Below are 17,608 nucleotides of genomic sequence, written 5' to 3'. Positions count from 1 at the left end.
GAACTACTGACGTAGCGAAGACCTCTCGTGTGGAATGGAAAGTGCCTTAATCCAAACCACCCACACGAAAGGTCTCCTGTGGTCCACCCTAACGCAGCACTGACCCCGAAACACCGTCTCAAGGTCGCCCAACTCGTCGTCGACGACGGCTGGCCCATCGCCGAAGTCGCCGCGAGGTTCCAGTGCTCCTGGCCGACCGTCAAACGCTGGGCCGAGCGCTACCGGGGCGGCCAGTCCATGCAGGACCGCTCCTCCCGCCCGGCCACCAGCCCCACCACAACCCCGAAGGCCGTGGCCAAACGCATCGTGTCGCTGCGCCTGCGCAAACGGATCGGACCGGTCCAACTGTCGCTGATGTGCGGTGTCTCCTCCTCAACGGTGCACCGCATCCTGGCAGCCGGGCGCCTCAACCGGCTGTCCTGCCTGGACCGCGACAGCGGTGAACCCGTCCGCCGCTACGAGTACCCCCACCCCGGCGATCTCATCCACGTCGACGTCACCAAGTTCGGCCAGATCCCCGACGGCGGGGGCTGGCGCTTCGTCGGGCGCGCCCAAGGCAAGAAGAACCGGGCCGCCACACCGGGTAAACCCCGAAATCAGCACCACAACCCGAAGCTGGGGCACTGCTTCGTCCACACCGTCATCGATGATCACTCCCGGGTGGCCTACGCGGAGATCCATGGCGATGAGACGGCCCTGACCGCGGTGGGGGTGCTGGAACGTGCGGTGGCCTGGTTTGGATGGCGTGGGGTGACGGTCAGCCGGGTGCTCAGCGACAACGGGTCGGCCTATCGATCACATCTGTGGGCACGGACCTGCGCTGATCTTGGAGTGGCACCGAAACGGACCCGGCCGTACCGGCCGCAGACCAACGGCAAGATCGAGCGCTTCCATCGGACGTTGGCGGACGGGTGGGCCTACGCGACTTGTTATGACTCGGAGGCTGCCCGTCGAGCTGCCCTACCGGGCTGGATCCACCACTACAATCATCACCGAGCCCATTCCGCGGTGGGAGGCAAGCCACCGATCACACGGTTAACCAACCTCCCCGATCAGTACACCTAGCGCCGGTCGCGCGGATCCTCGTCCAGGTTGTCCGGTTCCAGGATGTCCTGGCCCTCCACCCGCGAGGTCTTCCGGAGGTTCTTGACTTCGCGCATTCGCGGATCCGGGTCGAGGCGGTTGGCGATGGCCTTGCGCGTCGAGCTGATGGCGTTCCTGGTCACGGGTGAGTTGATGACGGCCTCGTAGCCGTCCTTGATCTGGTAGAAGCGCTTACGGCCGGCGCGGGTGCCGAGGACGTAGCCTGCGGCGGCACCGATCATGATGCGGAACATGTGCGTCAGCCTTTCGGAAGGGGCATGGGGTGTACGGCGATCTAGCGTACCCGTTGCGCGTCCTCGATTGCCTGTGCGGCACGTACCAGTCCGAGGTGGCTGAAGGCCTGCGGGTAGTTGCCGGCCAGGCGCCGGTGCTCGGTGGAGTACTCCTCGGCGAGCAGGCCGGTGTCGGAGCGCACGGACAGGAGGCGGTCCATCTCGGTGCGGGCGTCGTCGAGGCGGCCGGAGTAGGCGTACTGCTGGACCAGCCAGAAGGAGCACAGGAGGAAGGGGTACTCGTTGCCGGACAGGCCGTCGGCGCCGGTGGTGCGGTAGCGGTGGAGGAAGCCGTGGTCGTCGATGAGCTCGGTCTCGATTCGAGCGACGGTGGCGAGCATCCTCGGGTGGTCGTAGGGGAGGAAGCCGATCTGGGCGAGCTGGAGGAGTGAGGCGTCGACTTCGGTGCTCTCGTAGGACTGGGTGAAGGAGCGGATGTCCTCGTTCCAGCCGCAGGTCATGATCTCGCGGCGCAGCTGCTCGCGGTGCGTGCGCCACCGCGCCAGTTCGGCCTCCCCGGCCTCGAGGCCGTGCTCCTCGACGGCGTGGATGCCGCGGTCGAAGGCGGCCCACATCATGGCGCGGCCGTGGGTGAAGTGCCTCGGTGCGCCGCGCATCTCCCAGATGCCGTGGTCCTTGTCGTGGAAACGCTCGGACTGGAAGGCGAGCATGCCGCGCTGGAGGTTCCACGAGTGCTCGTCCTCGTCCAGGCCGGCGTCGCGGAGGGTGTCGAGGGCGATCATCACCTCGCCGACGACGTCGGCCTGGTACTGGTCGGCGGCGCCGTTGCCGATGCGCACCGGGATGGAGTTCTCGTAGCCGGGCAGATGGGCCAGCTCGAATTCCGGGAGGTGGCGTTCGCCGCCGAGGCCGTACATGATGCGCAGGCGGTTGACGTCGCCGGCGATGGCGCGCAGCAGCCACGCCCGCCACTCCTTGGCGCGGTCGACGAAGCCGACGTCGACAAGCGTCTCGATGCTCAGGGCGGAGTCGCGCAGCCAGACGTAGCGGTAGTCCCAGTTACGTTCGCCGCCGAATTCCTCGGGCAGCGAGGTGGTGGGCGCGGCGACGATGCCGCCGGTGGTGGAGTCGGTCAGCGCTCGCAGCACGACCAGCGAGCGGCGCACGGCGTGCTCGTAGGGGCCGTTGATCTGCGGGCGGATGGCCCACTCGTCCCAGAACTCGAGGGCATCGTCGAGCGCGCTGGAGTAGTCCGGGGTCGCCGGGGCGTCGGCGTAGGACAGGAACCAGGTCAGGACCCAGGTGGCCTGCTCGCCCTCCCGCAGCGTCAACCGGCCGGCGTGGCAGGCGCCGTCGGGCTGCATCGTCAGGGCGGGGCCGGCGACGTGCACGGCGTCCGGCCCGGAGACGGCGCGGATGACGGGGACGAAGCCGTTGTGGGAGTAGGTGAAGAAGGGGGTGGCGTCGCCGTAGTCGAAGCGCAGGCGCAGGGCCACGTCCACGTCGACGTGGCCCTCGAGGCAGCGGACCTGGCGCATGAGGTCGTGGCGGTGGCGGGGATGGCCGTGGCCGGTCTGGCTGACCTCCTTGTCGGTGGGCATGAAGTCGATGACCTCGGCCGTGCCGGTCGGGGAGGTCCACAGCGTGCGCAGCACCATGGAGTGGCGGATGTAGCCGTGCTCGGTGACCTCGCCCCCGTCGACGCTGATGGTCCAGTGGCCGTGGGAGTCGTCGCCGAGCAGCTTGGCGAACATCGCGGGGGAGTCGAAGCGCGGCAGGCACAGCCAGTCGATGGAGCCCTCCCGCGAGACCAGCGCCCCGGTGTGCGTGTCCGAGACCAGCGCGTAGTCCTCGAGCCACGTGCCCGCCGAGCCCTTCGGGGTGGCGGGGGCGGAAAGGTGCGTCGGATCGGTCACGGTCGGTCTCCTGGTGGTGAAGTCTGCCTCGAAGTCTGCGCTCGCCGGTCCCGGCCGGCGGCCCTGGTCGGCGGTCCCGTCCAGCGTAGGGAAAAGTCCCGGCCCGCGCGTCGCCGGAAACGGCTCGCTAGCGTGTGGGTCATGACGACTTTCCTCATTCTCGGCGGCCAGTCCGATCTCGCCGGCCGCCTGCTCATCCCGGGCATCGCCGACTACCTCAGCCAGGTCCCCGACGCGGAGATCCGCATCGTGGGTTCCGGTCGCAGCGAGGTCGAGGACTACCCGGGCTACGTCCGTGACGCGGTGCGGGACAGCGACGTCGGGGGACTCGACGAGTCGGTGGTGACCGCGCTTGCCGACGCCGCCACGTGGATCACCGCCGACGCCACCAGCGCCGAGGACATGTCCCGGGCAGTGGCGAAGGCCGGCGCCGACGGTGGGCCGCTCATCCTCTACTACGCGCTGGCCCCGACGGTCACGGAGGAGTCGGTGCAGACCCTGCGCGAGGTCGACCTCCCCGAGGGCACCGTCCTGGCGATGGAGAAGCCCTTCGGCACCGACGCCGCCTCCGCCGCCGAACTGGAGGAGAAGCTGCTGCGGGTGGTGGAGGAGAAGAACCTCTTCCGCGTCGACCACTTCCTGGCGGAGTCCGCCACCCTCAACCTCGTCGGCGTCCTCGACGCCAACCGCATCTTCCAGGCAGGCTGGTCCGCCGAGGCGGTCGAGTCGATCGAGGTCGTCCACGACGAATCCCTCGGCCTGGAGGGCCGCGCCGAGTTCTACGACGCCACCGGGGCGCTGGAGGACATGCTGCAGTCCCACCTCATCCTCACCGCCGCCAGCATCCTGGCCGCCGGCCCGGGCCAGGACACGATCACCTCCATCCTGGCGGCGATGAACGCCGACGTGGAGCACTCCCACCGGGCGCGCTACACCGCCGGGACCGTGGCGGGGGAGGAGCTGCCCGCCTACGTCGACGAGGAGGGCGTCGACCCGGCCCGCGACACCGAGACGCTGGCCCAGGTCCGCCTCCACGTCGACACCGAGCGCTGGCGCGGCGTTCCCGTCACGCTGCGCTCCGGCAAGGCCATCGGCGACCCCCTCGCCGCGATCACCGTGACCTACCGGCCCACCGAGCAGGATCCGGAAGCGCCGACGACCCGCCTGGTCGTGCCCTTCGGCGACGAGCTGCACGTCGACCTCAACGTCGCCGATCACTCGGACCGGGAGCAGCTGCGCCAGACCCGCCTGAGCGGGGAGCTCTCGCCGTCCCGCCTGACGCCCTACGCCCGCGTGGTGCGCGCGCTGGTCGAAGGCGACGACTCCCTCGAGGTGCCCGCCGGCGCCCCGGCGCTGGCCTGGTCGGTGCTGCAGCCGGTCATCGACGCCTTCGACTCCGGCCGGATCGCGATGGTGGAGTACCCCGCCGGCTCCCACGGCCCGGAGTCCTTCTTCGCTGACTGACATCTATTTGCTCTGAACGCTCGCCTAGAACGCGCCGGGGGTTTAAGTTTCTTGTCAGGAGGAATTGTCCGGCGGGTGACGGTGGGAGGTGCGGGGGATGGGCGGCAGTCGTTCCGGCGCGCACCGGCGGGGGCGCTCCCTGTCCAGCCGCGCCTCGGGCGCCCTCGCCCGCAGCGCCCTGGCCACGGCGGTGATCGCGGCCGGCGTCGAGGCGGATCTCTCCTCGGGGGAGCGCGGCGCCGTCGAATCCGCGGCCGTCGAGTCCGCAGAAACGGGGCGGCCGGAGTGAATCGGCGGGAGTGAGGTCGCACCCACCGGAGCGCGATATCAAACTTTCGGATGATGCCTGGGTTAGGGTTGGAGGCGCATCATCGCAATCCTTGATTCTCCAGGAGGCTCCCGCGCGCCATGGCAACCACGATTCCCCAGGATCGCTCACCCGCCACCCGGCCCCGGCCCAGTGGCCGGCGCAAGGGGATCTCGCCCTGGATCCCCAACCAGCACGGGGCCTGGGCCATGCTCATCACCCCGGCCGTGCTCGGCGTGCTGGCCGCCGCCCTGGGGTGGGCGCGCACCGCGCCGGGGCAGCGCAGCGTCGGTGACCTGCTCACCGTGGGCCTGATCGTGTTCGCCTGGTTCACCGGCTACGCCGCCTTCTTCGCCTTTGGGCTGGTCGCCCGCGCCCGCACCGCCCGGCGGCGCCGGGATTACCTGCCCCCGGTCGGCGTGTACGGCGCGCTCTGCGCCGCCGCCCTGGTCGGGGTGCTCCTCCTGCGTCCGGCGACCGCGGTCTGGGCCCTGCCATACCTGCCGCTGGTGGCCGTGGCGGTGTGGGAGACCCACCGGCGCCGACCACGGTCCCTGGTCTCCGGCACCTCCACGACGCTGGCCTCCGCGCTGCTGCTGCCGGTGCTCGCCGACGTCGGCGGGTGGCCGCTGACCTGGACCGGGCCGGTCGCCGTGTCGGGGGTGTTCCTGGCCCTGTACTTCACCGGCACCATCCCCTTCGTCAAGACCATGATCCGGGAACGCGGCAATACGGGCTTTCTGGTGGGCTCGGTGCTCTACCACCTCGTGGCGGTGCTGGGGCTGGGCGTGCCGGTCCTGGCCGCGCCGGGGCGGTCGTGGGCGGGGCTGCTCATGGCCGCGGTGCTGGCGCTGGCGCTGGCCCGGTCGGTGTGGTTCCCGCTCTCCGCGCGCCGCGGGCGCGGGTGGACGGCCCGGCAGATCGGCCTGGCGGAGATCCCGCTGCTGCTCCTGGCGGCCGCGACGGTGGTGCTGGCGTTGACTTAACATGCATCGGGGGCATGTGGGTGATTGAATGAGTTCTGACGCATCTGCCAGGATGCGGTAAACATAGTCTCAAACATTCCCCAGGACCGGCGGTCGGCCATGCCCGGGCACGACCGCGGTTCAGCACTAGGAGTTCTTCGCGTGAGTAAGCCGAAAATCATGTCCATCGCCGGCACCCGTCCCGAGGCCATCAAGATGGCCCCGGTGGTCAAGGCCATCGAGGCCGACGGTCGTTTCGAGTCGATCGCCGTGTCCACCGGCCAGCACAAGGAGATGCTCGACCAGGTCAGCACCATGTTCGAGATCACCCCGGCGCATGACCTGGGCCTGATGAAGCCGGGCCAGTCCCTCAACGAACTGGTCTCACGCGCCATCGCCGGCCTCGACGAGGTCATCCTCGCCGAGCGCCCCGACGTCATCATCTCCCAGGGCGACACCACCACCGCGATGGTCGCCGCCCTGGCCGGGTTCTACCGGGAGGTCAAGGTCGTCCACGTCGAGGCGGGTCTGCGCACCGGCAACATCAACTCCCCGTTCCCGGAGGAGGCCAACCGGCGCATCATCAGCCAGATCGCGCAGCTGCACCTGGCCCCGACGGAGGAGTCGCGCGAGAACCTTCGTCGGGAGAACTTCCGCTCCAGCGGCATCGTCGTCACCGGCAACACCGTCATCGACTCGCTGCTGCAGGCCGCCGAGTGGGACACCGAATTCTGTGATCCGGCCCTGGCCGAGGCGGCCGCGGGGGATCAGCGCATCGTCACGGTGACCACGCACCGCCGGGAGAACCTGGACGCGATGACCGAGATCGGTGGCGCGGTCCAGGAGCTGGCGTGCGCCAACCCCGAGGTGATCTTCGTGCTGCCGCTGCACCTGAACCCGAGGGTGCGCGACGTGGTGCTGCCCAAGGTCGACCAGCTGGACAACGTGGTCATCACCGACCCGCTGCCCTATGACCAGTTCACCAAGCTGATGGCGCGCTCGGCGCTGGTGCTCACCGATTCCGGCGGGGTGCAGGAGGAGGCTCCCTCGTTGGGCAAGCCGGTGCTGGTGATGCGGGAGAACACCGAGCGCCCGGAGGCGGTGGTGGCCGGGACGGTCAAGCTCATCGGCACGGACAAGAACCGGATCGTCATGGAGACCCAGCTGCTGCTGGACAGCAAGGTCGCCTACGACGCGATGGCGCAGGCCGTCAACCCCTATGGTGACGGTCAGGCCGCCCAGCGGGTGGTCGCGGCGATCGCGGCGATGCTGGGTGTGGGTGAGCGGTTGCCGGACTTTGAGCCGCAGGCGCGTCCGGCAGACCCGGGCGCGGATGAACCGCGCCTGTCGGAGCAGCTGGCCGAGGCCAAGGTGTAGGCGCCTGCTGCCTGGCCCGCTTGTCGACGCCCGCCGCCCCGCACCCGGAGACTGCCCCGGGTGCGGGGCGGCGGGTTTATGTGGCCGGGGTCAAGACCCGGACCCGGCCCAGACCAGGCTGGCGCCCTCGTGACCGGTCAGCGCCGCCGTCACCAGCACCGCCACGGCCGCCAGGACCAGGAGGATGCGCAGCAGCCACCGGACGCCCGGGTTTGCGATGCCGCGGTGGACCACGAACGCGTAGCCGAGGGCCAGGACCGCGGCGCCGATGACCGCCACGGTGAGCATGTCGGCGTACTGCACGTGCTCGGCGAAGCGGCCGGGGTTGTCCTCGCTGAAGCCTTCGGCCTCCAGCAGCGCCTCCCCGGAGGCCTTGGCGACGAGCGTGGCCGGCACCGCCGCGACGGCGGCGACCAGGGAGGGCCAGAAGAGGTGGCGGTTGGCGCGGGGGAGCAGCGCCCAGGCGATGAGGAGAACAGCGGCGAGCGGGCCCAGGACGACGGCGCCGTGGACGAAGAGTGGGTGGGCCGGAAGGCCGGCGACGGTGGAGAACATGACGGAAACTTAACTCCTGCAGATGCCGGGGGCGCAACGGTGGTTAGCCTGGCCTGCCACCCCGAAATTGCAGGTCAGGGCGGTCCCCGTGGGAGTTGTGCCGAACTGGTGGCTCCTCCACAGGCAACTCGCAGCAGGGGAGGCCCGGCGTGGCCATCCCCGTCAGTTGGCGTCGAGAAACTCGCCCATCTCAGGCAGCGCCTCCCGGGCCGGGCCGCGCGTCACCGCCCCATCCGGGGCGAAGCGCGAACCGTGGCAGGGGCAGTGCCACTGGCCGTCCTCCCGGTCCCACAGGATTACGCCGCCGGCGTGGGTGCAGACCGCCGAGACCGCCTGCAGCGCACCGTCGGCGGCGCGGTGGACGCCGACCTGGCGCCCGGCGTGGCGGACCACCGCCGCCTCGCCGGGCTGCAGTGCGGCCACGATCCCGCCGGGATCCTCGTCGGTGCCGCTGCTGGTGCGCGCGGAGATCAGGGCGGCGTCGGCGGCGGGCAGCGGCCGGGTCGGGTCGAAGAGCCGGTCGCGGGCCGGATCGCCGGCTGCGCCGGTGACGAGGTCCCGGATGAGGGCGGCGGCCACCCCGGCGGTGGTCAGGCCCCAGCCGCCGAAACCGGTGGCGATGTAGAGGTTCGGCTGCTCGAGTGCCCCGATCATCGGCACCCGGTCGGTGGTCGAGTTGTCCTGGGTGCTCCACCGGTACTCGGCCGGGCCGACATCGAAGTGCTCGCGCGCCCACTCCTCGAGGTCGTCGAAGGGGGTGGCCCCGGAGTTCGAGTCGTGGACGAAGGCACCGCCGCCGACCTGGAGCAGCCGGCGATCCCCGTCGAGAATCGTCCGGATGGAGCGCATCGGCCGGTCATGGGAGATGAGCACCCCGTCCGGGCGCTCGCCGCTCAGCGGCATCGCCACGGCGTAGCCCTGATGGCAGTAGAGCCGCTCCCACAGCTCGTCGCCGACCCCGGCGATCGGGGTGCCCGTGGCCAGCACCACGTGCTCGGCCCGCACGGTCCCGCCCTCGGTGGTCACCGTCCAGTGCTCATCGTGCTCCAGTGCCGTGACCTGGGTGGACTCGAAGATCTTCACCCCGCGCTCGATGAGCACGTGGGCCAGCGGCAGCAGCAGGCTGCGGGGATGGATCTGGGCCTGGCCGGTGAAGCGCACCGCCCCGACCGTGTCGAAGGGCAGCGGCACCGAGGTGGTGAAGGAGGCCGGCAACCCGAGCTCGCGGGCGACCTCGGCCTCCTTCCTGATCGGCTCCAGCGTCTCCGCGGAGGTGCCGTAGACGTAGGCGTGGCGGGTCTCGACGGCCCCGTCGACGCCCAGCTCGGCGGCGATCTGCCGGATCCTTGTGAGGGCGGCTTCGTTGACCCGGCCGTAGGTTTCCGCGGCCTCGCGCCCCCGCTCCTCCTTCAACGCGGCGTAGCGCAGGGAGTGCTGGGAGGTCAGCTTCGCCGTCGTGTACCCGGTGACCACGGAGGCCAGGCGCTCTCCTTCGACCAGGACCACGTCCTGACCGGCCTCCGCCAGCTCATAGGCGCAGAGCAGTCCCGTGATGCCGCCGCCGATGACGCACACGTGTGCGTGTGCGTCGCCGGAGAGCGCGGGTAGGGGAGTGCCGGGGACGGACTCCATCCAGTAGGAATTGCCGGAAATGAGAGGGCTCATGGGGATCGGCTCCTTCAGTGGCTCGACCGGCGACAACGGCGCTCGACCGGTTCCGTGGCGGAGATGGGTTATGGGCCCGAGCATAGTCCGGCCCCGCCGATGGTGCCGTAGGTCACACTTGGAGTCTGGCTCCGGTCAGTTTTGTCCGCTGGCCCCGGTGCGGGGCTTGGCGACGACGAAGTCCCGCGGGGACGCCCTATCTGTTGAGCTGGGCGATGCGGGTCGACAGGGCGGTGGCGAAAGTCGTCCACAGCCCGTACGGGGCCAGGGCGGCTCCTCGGGCGGGGGAGGACGCCGCCGCGCGTCGGACCAGATCCCAAGAGCTACCGGCGAGCACCCCCGCCCACACGGCCGACAGCCAGAAACGGTTGGCGCGGAAGAACACCCCGGACCACCCGGCGTTGAGCGCCAGGTTGACGCCGAGGGCGGTGGCCAGGGAGCGTGCCTCGCGGTTGCGCTTCTCGGCGACCAGATCGGTGAGGACCAGGCCGTTGACCACCGCGATGTCCGCGTAGAGGGCGGTCCAGGCGACGGGGAAGACCGGTGCCGGGGGCTGCCAGGTCGGCTTCTTCAGAGCCCGGTAGCTGGGGCTGTCCGGCTTGGTCAGGATCGACCCGACGGTGGCGCAGACGAGGACCGCTGCGCTGGTTCCCGCGAGAATCTTGTTCAGATACGGTCTTTGCGTCTTCAGATTCGTCATGAATCAAGGCTACGTGAGCGGGGCGGGGCGGTTTCGGGAGATGACGGTTCGGTGGACCGCCTGTGCTTTCCAGGACTGGCGGGGTCTGCGGCTGGAAATCAGAACGGCCACCGGAGTGAACCGGTGGCCGTTCTGTGATCTGCTCCCCCAACTGGGCTCGAACCAGTGACCTTTCGATTAACAGTCGAATGCTCTGCCAACTGAGCTATAGGGGATTAAGTTGTTCGCTGCTGTTCGCCTCGGCTTGTGGCCGTTGCTCTCTGCAACGAGACATAACTTTAGGCAAGGGCATGGAAAGTTACAAATCAGCTGGTCAGGCGACATGCTCGATGCTCATTCGTTCTGAGCTTCCCCTGGAATAGTCGAGACTTAGGCGCAGGTTATTGCCTTCGAATTCGATAGTCGTAGAGAAGATTGAGTTTTCCATATCCAGCTGTAGCCTCCAGATTTCAAATGAAATCCAAACGTGCCACGCTTTCGCGACAGCTTCCAAGAGTCTTGTTTGCGTTAAGAGATCTGAGATTTGAAGCGAAAAGTCGGCGTCATGTGCGACCTTGTTCCGAATTGCGCCTAATTCATCCATGCATCGTTCGAACTGATCTCGTTTGGTAGTCGGCGCCAGCCGATAGGGGGTGATCAGCCGGAGTGTTGCGGAAGTGACATCTCCTAGCTGCAAGCCTTTCAGTGGGGGTTTGATCGGCGAGATTCTCTTCACGGAGGTTGCGAAATCTTTCAAATTTGTGAAGGTGACGTTGCTTCCAAGGAAATAGACTGAACTGGGAAGCTTAAAAACTCGAGTTTCGAATCCCTCGTTAAGGATTTTGCTTAGTTGATAAACTTCCCGCTCTCGTTCATTTCTAGAAAGCCATTTAGGGATGCTTTTGATGGCGTCGCTTAGTCTGTGTACCGCCTCAGATATTTGGGATTCCGACATGGAGTCATGTGAGGAGTTGGCATCGTCAATTTTCCTAAGAAGCTCGTCGCAACCAGCCTTTACGAAAGCTTCAAAAGCAGTGAAATTTGACAGGAAGATGCCATTGCGAAGTTTGGACGCAAGTAGATCGGCAGTTTCATCCGAAAGCGAGTTCTGCAGCCATGATGGCGGCGTCTCCGTTGAAGAAGTTGCAATGGAGTACGTTGCTTTCAAATGTTTGCCGAGAGAATCTAGTTCTTCTTCAAATTTCGACATTTATAAGATCCACTAAGCCGTGAGGTGACATCAAAGACACCCTTCGAAGACATCTTTGACGGCATTGACTCGGGTATGGATTGATGTTAGAGAGCCCGTTGAGCCTTGTATAGCTTTGGAAAAAGCTTGATCCTTTGTGAAAAGTTGCTTTACTTTTTTTAGTACCTCTGACTTCTTCTCGGAAAGTGCCTCGAAATTGGTATCAGAAAGTTCGGAAAGGGCGATGCTCTCTGCATCGTAGACAGCAATGTTTTGCTGGTCCCTCCAGATACCGTTAGAGGCAGTCCATCTGCGAAATGCGTACTCTCCGAAAAGGCTTTCAGCCCGGTCACGCATTGTAGAGTATTTTTTTCTGAATGCTTGCAGCTCGCTATCATCAGCAAAGCGGTGCTGGCGCATGTAGTCATCTAGCTCATTGCGCAATTGGCCGAACCCTGATTCAACACTCCATCGTTCGGCAAGGGTGAAGAAGCGAAGCACGTACTCTATGTCGTCCATCTTCTTATATGCTTCGTCAGTTTCCCGGACCTTTAGCTGTTTCTGCATATAACTGTCTTCAGCTAGTTCAATTAGCAGCTCATTGAATGGGCCACGGTAGTTGTTGTTCCGGATCTCCTGAGGTTCCAATTGGATCCCTCCTGTGTTTAGCCGGTGAAAGACTTCGTACTTGGCTTCGCCGTCAGATGTTAACTCTTCGTCTTGAGACGGCTTTGGAATAATGATCACTGCACGGATGGCAGGTTCGACTCGAAGGCGGCTGGTCACATCAAACGGGAGATCTTCGTACTTCAGCCCATTCAATGATGGAATCAGCTCCAAGTCAGTCAATACGAGTTCATTACTCATGAATTTGTGAATTGCGGTGATTCTTTGTTTCCCGTCAATTACACCGTACGGCTGATTCGGTTCGCTGCTTAAGTAAGCGGGAGGAATTGGGATACCTAAAATAACGGATTCGATTAACCTGGATTGACGAGTCTCATCCCAGCGGTCTCGGCGTTGAAAATTGGGGCCGAGATCGATCACATTTTCGTCGACCCAATCTGCTACCGATTTTGGATTCAGATCCGAGGTTTTGCTATCAAAGGAAGCTCCATGAACGGCAATTTCCTTAAGTATCTTGTTGACGGTCTCGCTTTTATCAGACATGAAGGATGATCGTAGCTGAATGCTTGGAACTCGTGCCGACGAATCCATCTTGATTTGATGATCTCTTGACACTACGCATTGTGCCTCTAAGGAGTAGCGGTATCAGCTCTTCGAGGCATAGGGAGATTGTTGCGAGGCTGAAAAAACAATACGAATGGTCGAAAAACCCCACGCCGCCAGCTCCGGAACCGATCCCGGAGCTGGCGGCGCGGGCACCACAACACCTAGGCGACCGGCACCCGTACCTTCGGGGCACGGTCCCTCGAGCTGAGGGCGAAGCCGCGGTATCCCGCACCGGCAACATCCTCACAAATCGACCGGTAGGTGTGGGCGCCGCCGGCGTAGGGCATGAACACACGGGCCTTGCCGGGGATGTTGTCGCCCATGTACCAGGAGGCGGCCTGCGGGTAGAGGGTCGTGTTGGCGACCTCGTTGACGTAGGAGACCCACCCCTCCTGGGCTTCCGGAGTCGCCTCGATGGTGTCGATGCCCTGCTCCTCCAACGCCAGGAGTGCGTCGGTGATCCACTCTGCGTGCTGTTCGATGGAGACGATCATGTTGGTCAGCACCGAGGGGCTGCCCGGCCCGGTGATGGTGAACATGTTGGGGAAGCCGGCGACACTGAGGCCGAGGTAGGACTTGCCGCCCTCTGCCCATGCCTCCGACAGCGGCAGACCTTCCCTGCCGGTGATGTTGAGGCGCAGCAGGGGGCCGGTGATGGCGTCGAAGCCGGTGGCCATGACCAGGATGTCGCAGTCGTGCTCGACGCCGTCGACCACCGGGCCACGGGAGCCGATGCGCTCGATGGGGTGCTCGCGGACGGAGACCAGCGCGACGTTGTCGCGGTTGTAGGTCTCGTAGTAGTCGGTGTCGACGCAGATGCGCTTGGTGCCGATCGGGTAGGCGTCCGGGGTGAGCAGCGCCGCGGTGGCCGGGTCCTTGACGGTGGCCCTGATCTGCTCGCGGACGTACTCGGCGGTGATCTGGTTGGCCTCCATGTCGGTCATGGTGTCGGTGAAGGCGTTCATGACGGAGGGTCCGCCGGAGGCCCAGCGGGCGTCGAGCTCGGCGCGGACGGTGGCGTCGTCAAGCTCGAGGGCGCTGCCGATGGGCTGCTTGACGATGACGCCGGCGACGGTGGTCTTGGCGTGCTCGCGCAGCGCCGGGTAGGCGGCCTTGACCAGCGCCATCTCGTCGACGCCGAGGGGGCGGTTGCGCGCCGGCACGGTGAAGGTGGCGGTGCGCTGGAAGACGGTGACGTGCTCGGCCTGCTCGGCGATCTTGGGGATGGACTGGATGGCGGAGGAGCCGGTGCCGATGACGCAGACCTTCTTGCCGGTGAAGTCGACGCCCTCGTGCGGCCAGGCGCCGGTGTGGTGGACCTCGCCGCGGTAGTCGGCCAGGCCCGGGAAGTTCGGGACCTGGGAGGCCGAGAGGCAGCCGACTGCGGTGATGACGTACTTGGACACGGTGGTCGCGCCGTCGGCCGTGGTCGTGGTCCAGGTGGCGGTCTCCTCGTCCCAGGTGATGGAGGCGACCTCGGTGTTGAATCGGTAGTACTGGCGGATGTCGAGCTTGTCGGCGACGAAGTTGGCGTACTCGAGGATCTCCGGCTGGGTGGCCCAGCGCTCGGACCAGGTCCACTCCTGCTGGATCTCGTCGTCGAAGCCGTAGGAGTAGACGATGGACTCGGCGTCGCAGCGCGCGCCGGGGTAGCGGTTCCAGAACCAGGTGCCGCCGACTCCGGAGCCCTTCTCGAAGCCCTGGACCGTGAGGTTGTTCTTGGTGCGCAGGAGGTGGGTGGCGTAGATGCCGGCGAAACCGGCGCCGACGACGACAACGTCCACGTCAATGTTGTGCTGGGTGCTCATGGTGTTCTCCTACTTTCCTGCGGTGGCGTACTCGGCGGCGTGGGTTCGGACCTTCTCGGCGATCATCTCGACCAGCTTGTTGCCCGACGGGAGGATGTTGAAGAAGGAGATGAACCCGTGCATCTGGCCGGGGTACATGTGGGAGTCGACCGTGACGCCGGCCTCGGTCAGGCGCTGGCCGTAGGCCTCGCCCTCGTCGCGCAGGACGTCGTGCTCGGCGACGACGAGGTAGGCGTCGGGAAGCCCGGCCAGGGACTCGGCGCGCAGCGGGGCGGCCTCGTGGTGGTCGCGCTGGTCTTCCGGGATGTAGTGGTCCCAGAACCACTGCATGGCCTCGGTGGTCAGCAGGGTCTGGTTCTCCGCGGCGAGGTAGCTGGGGCGGGAGAAATCGGCGTCGGTGACCGGGTAGATCAGCACCTGCAGGTCGATGGTCGGGCCGCCGGCGTCGCGGGCGCGCAGGGTCAGCGCTGCGGTGAGGTTGCCGCCGGCGCTGTCGCCGCCGACGACCAGCGGGGTGCCGTCGGCCGCGAGCTCGGCGCGGTTGTCCTCAATCCAGTTCAGTGCGGTCCAGCAGTCATCGACCGGCCCCGGGAAGGGCGCCTCCGGCGCCTTGCGGTAGTTGACCAGGACGACGGTGTAGCCGGTGTCGACGGCGAGCTGGCGCCCGACCGCGTCGTAGGCGGCGATGTCGCTGACCACCCAGCCGCCGCCGTGGATGTAGAGGAACACACCCTCCGGGTTCGCCGAGGGCTTGAGCACGCGGACGGTGAACTCCTCGGCCTCGTCGGCGGAGCGCAGCTGGACGTCCTCGACGGAGTGGACCTCGGGCCCGGGGCCGATGAGATCGATGCTGCCCAGAGCGGCGACACGGGCCTCCTCCGGGGTCTGCAGGTGCATCGGCGTCGCGTCCGGGCCAGCGGCCGCCGCTGCGGCGGTGAGGAAGTCGAGTGAGTGTCGATCGAGCGCCATGAGAACTTCTCCTGTGATCTTCGATGACCTGACATGGGAATGTGGTGCAGGTCATATCCGGTGGGGTGTCCTCACGGTATCCCCGGACGGGAGGGCCGGTCATCGGGCAAGTGGCGGTCATTTTCCCGCCCGTCTGTGACATCTGGCGAAGGCGCAGGTGGGGAGGGTGCACCCACCGGTGGGGGCGGGTTCGGGAAAATCGCCAACTGCGGCCCCGGCAGCGCCTAGGATCGTCGTCACACGCCATTTGTCCTGCTGGAGGTCTTTTCATGGAGTCACGGCGACCTCTGTTCACCGCCGACGCTGAGTTCGCGGACGACGTCTTTTCCCTGTCGACGGTGATCGACCGGCTGGTGGAGGAGCGCGTCGGCCTGGACGGGCTGGTGGCCGGGGTGGTCGAGCGGCTCAAACGCAGCGTGCGGGTCAACGCGTTCGGTCGGGTGGTGCATTTCCTGCCCACCGAACCACCCGCCAAGGGGCTGGGGGAGCCCCACACGGGCCGGCTCGCCAGCTCCAACATCACGGTGACCATCGACCCGCCGCTGCCGGAGCGGGCGGGCAAGCTCGTCACCCAGCGCCTGGTCCACGCGACCCGCATGCTGCTGCACCAGGAACCCGCGCCCTCGACCGACGACGGCGAGAAACTGCGCTGGCTGCTGAGCGCGGTGGTCACGGCCGAGGAGCGCCACGCCATCCGGGAGGCGCTCGCGCTCCGGGACGAGGAGCCGGTGACGGTCCTGGCCGTGGCCGGGGCCGGCGAGGACCGCGCGGCGGCCGAAGGCCTCGCCGCCCGCACCTCCCCGGAGCCCGTGCTGGTGACCAGGGTCGGCGAGCTGCTGGCGGTGGTGGTCCGGGGAGTCCCGAACCGGGAAATCGACGTGCCCACCGGCATGTCGGTCGGCGTCGGGGAAACCGTGCCGGCGCAGTCCCTGCACACCTCCTGGGCCTCCGCGCTGACCGCGCTGCGTTTCTCCATGCCCAGCAGGCGCGACAGGGGCCCTTACCGGCTGTTCGACGCCGTGATCGTGGACATCGCCAACGTCGGCGTCCTCCGGGTGCTGGCGGAATCGGTGGCGGCCTCGGACGTCACCGCGCTTGCCGACGTGCAGGGCATCACGCAGCTGGCGGAGAACGGCCCGGAGGATTCGCTGGCCGTGATGGAGGCGGTCGCGGCCACCGACTCGATCCGCCAGGCCGCGCAGCTGGTCCATCTCCACCACAACACCGTGGCGCACCGGGTCAGGGACGTGGAGAACGTCCTCGGTTTCTCGCTGACCGTGCCCTACGGGCGCACCCGACTGATGGTCGGGCTGATTCTCTACCGGGTGGCGGTGGGGAATTTATAGGGCTCGGCGGCGCCCGCTGCGCTGAGCGGAAAGGGCCGTCGGCGCATCCCGGTGTGTCAACCGGGGTGCGCCGTCGGCAGGTCGGGCCTAGAGCTCGGGGTGCATCACCTCGGGGTTGTTGAAGGGCCACGGGAAGAATCCGACGTGGCTGTAGAACAGGGTGAAGGCGAGGAAGATCCAGGCCATGCCGGCAATCCAGGCGAGGACGCCGAACACCTTGGCCACGGTCCTGTTCGTCAGCGCGAAGGGCGAGAGGATGGCCGCGACACCGGTGATCACGTACATGGAGAACACCATGAGCGGTTCGATCATGTTCCCGGCCAGGAGGCGGGCGATCGGTTCGACGGTGGGCGGGCGCCACTGGCCGAAGTGCAGGCCGGCGATGCCGAAGAGCACGATGGCGAAACCGGCGACGGCGGCGATGTAGAGGATGGGCCGCAGGGTGGCGACCATGTCCAGCTCGCGGAGGCCGCGTTCCGCACGATCCTCCGCGCGCAGGATGGCGAAACCGGCGATCAGGGTGAGGAGGCCGTAGATGGCGGCGGGTTCACCGAAGGTGACGTTGTCCACGGCACAGCAGAAGACGCCCTCGATCTGCTCCAGCGGCCAGGTCAGGGTCATGTGCATGCCGGTGAAAGCCAGGAAGCCGCCGGCGGCGATGAATCCCCAGCCGAAACCGCTCACGCTGCGTCCGGGGTTGACGTCGAGGGAGCGCATGAACAGCGGGACCATGAGGATGATGACGCCGACGACCAGGCCCATCATCGTGTTGTAGGTAATTCCTTGCATCAGCATGGT

Annotated in this window: 16 protein-coding genes and 1 tRNA gene; 6 read left to right on the top strand and 11 right to left on the bottom strand. The window is 66.6% G+C overall.

Features of this window, described 5'->3' with window-relative positions; genetic code table 11:
* The first annotated feature begins 78 nt into the window (after positions 1-78).
* The gene (locus tag CGUA_RS09820; RefSeq protein ID WP_290195192.1) at positions 79-1,065 is read left to right on the top strand and encodes an IS481 family transposase; all 987 of its coding nucleotides are present in this window, start codon (positions 79-81) and stop codon (positions 1,063-1,065) included.
* Here the strand turns inward: CGUA_RS09820 and CGUA_RS09815 are convergent.
* Together CGUA_RS09815 and CGUA_RS09810 are read right to left on the bottom strand one after the other, a co-directional pair.
* The gene (locus CGUA_RS09815) at positions 1,062-1,337 is read right to left on the bottom strand and encodes a hypothetical protein (protein WP_290195190.1); all 276 of its coding nucleotides are present in this window, start codon (positions 1,335-1,337) and stop codon (positions 1,062-1,064) included. The two genes, CGUA_RS09820 and CGUA_RS09815, sit on opposite strands and share 4 nt — an antisense overlap.
* A 41-nt stretch (positions 1,338-1,378) precedes the next feature.
* Positions 1,379-3,253 (bottom strand): glycoside hydrolase family 15 protein, encoded by a 1,875-nt coding sequence (locus CGUA_RS09810; RefSeq protein WP_290195188.1) that lies wholly within the window; start codon positions 3,251-3,253, stop codon positions 1,379-1,381.
* A gap of 141 nt (positions 3,254-3,394) precedes the next feature.
* Here CGUA_RS09810 and CGUA_RS09805 point away from each other — a divergent pair, with 141 nt between their 5' ends.
* The 4 genes from CGUA_RS09805 (at position 3,395) to wecB (ending at position 7,366) form a co-directional block, all read left to right on the top strand.
* Complete coding sequence (locus tag CGUA_RS09805) at positions 3,395-4,717, top strand: glucose-6-phosphate dehydrogenase (protein WP_290195186.1); 1,323 nt, start codon at positions 3,395-3,397, stop codon at positions 4,715-4,717.
* 97 nt (positions 4,718-4,814) lie between these two features.
* On the top strand, positions 4,815-5,006 hold the full coding sequence (locus CGUA_RS09800) for a hypothetical protein (RefSeq protein WP_290195183.1): 192 nt from the start codon (positions 4,815-4,817) through the stop codon (positions 5,004-5,006).
* Between the two features lie 119 nt (positions 5,007-5,125).
* Positions 5,126-6,010, top strand: coding sequence for a YwiC-like family protein (locus CGUA_RS09795; protein ID WP_290195181.1), 885 nt, complete (start codon positions 5,126-5,128; stop codon positions 6,008-6,010).
* A gap of 141 nt (positions 6,011-6,151) precedes the next feature.
* Complete coding sequence (gene wecB, locus CGUA_RS09790) at positions 6,152-7,366, top strand: non-hydrolyzing UDP-N-acetylglucosamine 2-epimerase (RefSeq protein ID WP_290195179.1); 1,215 nt, start codon at positions 6,152-6,154, stop codon at positions 7,364-7,366.
* A gap of 90 nt (positions 7,367-7,456) precedes the next feature.
* Here wecB and CGUA_RS09785 read toward each other — a convergent pair whose 3' ends face one another.
* The 8 genes from CGUA_RS09785 to CGUA_RS09750 form a co-directional block, all read right to left on the bottom strand.
* A complete protein-coding gene (locus CGUA_RS09785; RefSeq protein ID WP_290195177.1) occupies positions 7,457-7,921 on the bottom strand; it encodes a DUF2231 domain-containing protein in 465 nt (154 codons plus the stop codon).
* 162 nt (positions 7,922-8,083) lie between these two features.
* Positions 8,084-9,586: an FAD-dependent oxidoreductase gene (locus CGUA_RS09780; RefSeq protein WP_290195175.1), complete on the bottom strand. Its 1,503-nt coding sequence runs from the start codon at positions 9,584-9,586 to the stop codon at positions 8,084-8,086.
* Positions 9,587-9,782: 196 nt separating this feature from the next.
* Positions 9,783-10,286 (bottom strand): TspO/MBR family protein, encoded by a 504-nt coding sequence (locus CGUA_RS09775; protein ID WP_290195173.1) that lies wholly within the window; start codon positions 10,284-10,286, stop codon positions 9,783-9,785.
* A 142-nt stretch (positions 10,287-10,428) separates the two neighbouring features.
* Positions 10,429-10,501: transfer RNA gene (locus tag CGUA_RS09770), tRNA-Asn, on the bottom strand.
* 98 nt (positions 10,502-10,599) lie between these two features.
* Complete coding sequence (locus CGUA_RS09765; RefSeq protein WP_290195171.1) at positions 10,600-11,475, bottom strand: hypothetical protein; 876 nt, start codon at positions 11,473-11,475, stop codon at positions 10,600-10,602.
* 30 nt (positions 11,476-11,505) lie between these two features.
* Entirely contained in the window at positions 11,506-12,624 is a 1,119-nt protein-coding gene (locus CGUA_RS09760) for a DUF262 domain-containing protein (RefSeq protein ID WP_290195169.1), read from the bottom strand.
* Between the two features lie 224 nt (positions 12,625-12,848).
* Positions 12,849-14,495, bottom strand: a complete 1,647-nt coding sequence (locus CGUA_RS09755; protein ID WP_290195167.1) for a flavin-containing monooxygenase — start codon at positions 14,493-14,495, stop codon at positions 12,849-12,851.
* Positions 14,496-14,504: 9 nt separating this feature from the next.
* Positions 14,505-15,464, bottom strand: coding sequence for an alpha/beta hydrolase (locus CGUA_RS09750; protein ID WP_290195165.1), 960 nt, complete (start codon positions 15,462-15,464; stop codon positions 14,505-14,507).
* A 269-nt stretch (positions 15,465-15,733) separates the two neighbouring features.
* Between CGUA_RS09750 and CGUA_RS09745 the strand changes: the two genes are divergently transcribed.
* A complete protein-coding gene (locus CGUA_RS09745) occupies positions 15,734-16,810 on the top strand; it encodes a helix-turn-helix domain-containing protein (RefSeq protein WP_290195163.1) in 1,077 nt (358 codons plus the stop codon).
* 87 nt (positions 16,811-16,897) lie between these two features.
* Here CGUA_RS09745 and CGUA_RS09740 read toward each other — a convergent pair whose 3' ends face one another.
* Entirely contained in the window at positions 16,898-17,605 is a 708-nt protein-coding gene (locus CGUA_RS09740) for a DUF981 family protein (RefSeq protein ID WP_290195162.1), read from the bottom strand.
* Between the last annotated feature and the right edge of the window lie 3 nt (positions 17,606-17,608).

Source organism: Corynebacterium guangdongense, from assembly GCF_030408915.1.
GTDB classification, from domain to species: domain Bacteria; phylum Actinomycetota; class Actinomycetes; order Mycobacteriales; family Mycobacteriaceae; genus Corynebacterium; species Corynebacterium guangdongense.
Note: the sequence above shows the minus strand (reverse complement) of the source record. Positions and strands in the feature narration are given on the sequence as shown.